This is a genomic window from Undibacterium sp. GW821-FHT11H02 (assembly GCF_058808015.1).
The window spans coordinates 1-1,198 of record NZ_JBXARG010000048.1; the positions used below are offsets into that span (position 1 = coordinate 1).

A 1,198-nucleotide genomic window follows, 5' to 3' on the forward strand; every position below is an offset into this window, starting at 1 on the left:
TGTAACCCTCCCGTAAAATCAAGCCATGCATAACTAGAGATCTTGAGGCAAACTTATGTGCCAAAGGAGAACAGAAATGCGTAAAAGCAAATTTACAGAAACACAGATCATAGGAATATTGAAGGCAGTTGAAGCTGGCAGATTGGTCAAAGACGTTTGTCGTGAACATAGCGTTTCTGAAGCGACCTATTACCAATGGAAGTCTAAATATGGCGGTATGGAAGCTGCTGACGTAAAGCGCCTCAAAGAGCTAGAAGAAGAGAATCGTAAGCTCAAAATGATGGTTGCTGATTTGTCGTTAGAGAATCATGCGTTCAAAGAGGTGATCGGTTTAAAGCGCTAGCCCCGAACCAGAAACGCGATTTCGTCAAACAACTACAAGAGTATGGACTTAGCCAGCGCCAGGCTTGCAAAGCAATGCAACTCTCACGTTCAAGCATGACCTACCAGCGGCAGATGGCACCAGACGACGAGATCATTGCGGTTTTGCAGGAATTGGCAGAACGATTTCCGGAACGGGGATTTGGCAAATACTTTCAGTTAATAAGACGACGCGGCCATACCTGGAATCATAAGCGTGTCTATCGCGTTTATTGCGGACTAAAGATGAATCGGCGACGTATCGGTAAAAAGCGACTTCCAACAAGAGACCCGCAACCATTGGCAGTACCCGGAGAAGTCAACAAGAGTTGGTCAATGGATTTTATGAGTGATGCTTTATGGTGCGGTAGGCGGTTTCGAACTTTTAATGTCGTCGATGACTTTAATCGAGAAGTACTGGCGATTGAAGTTGATTTAAATTTGCCCGCGTCGCGTGTGATTCGTGTGCTTGAGAGGATCGTTGCGTGGCGCGGCTTTCCGACGCAGATCAGAATGGACAATGGGCCTGAATTTATTTCGACAACCTTAGCTGATTGGGCGCAAAAGCATGATGTCCACCTGGAGTTTATTGAGCCAGGTAGACCTATGCAAAATGGTTTCATTGAACGCTTCAACCGCAGCTACCGCCAAGGGGTGTTAGATATGTATGTTTTTAAGAGCTTGCAGGAGGTCAAAGAACGAACAGAATTGTGGATGAACGATTACAACGAGCAATGCCCACATGATTCACTCAACGGGATGACCCCTGTTGAATACCGGTTGTTTCACCAACCTCAAAACTCTAGTAATACCTGGCACTGATTGAGGGAGGTTTACA

The 1,198-nt window shown here is 45.8% G+C and carries 1 protein-coding gene; it reads left to right on the forward strand.

Annotated features, from left to right (window positions below):
* Window positions 1-76: 76 nt before the first annotated feature.
* Window positions 77-1,182, forward strand: a protein-coding gene (locus AC1RR2_RS20880; RefSeq protein WP_493224216.1) for an IS3 family transposase whose coding sequence is annotated in 2 segments (ribosomal slippage) — window positions 77-332 and window positions 332-1,182 — 1,107 coding nt in all. Because the reading frame shifts where the segments join, the coding sequence is not laid out codon by codon here.
* Window positions 1,183-1,198 lie beyond the last annotated feature (16 nt).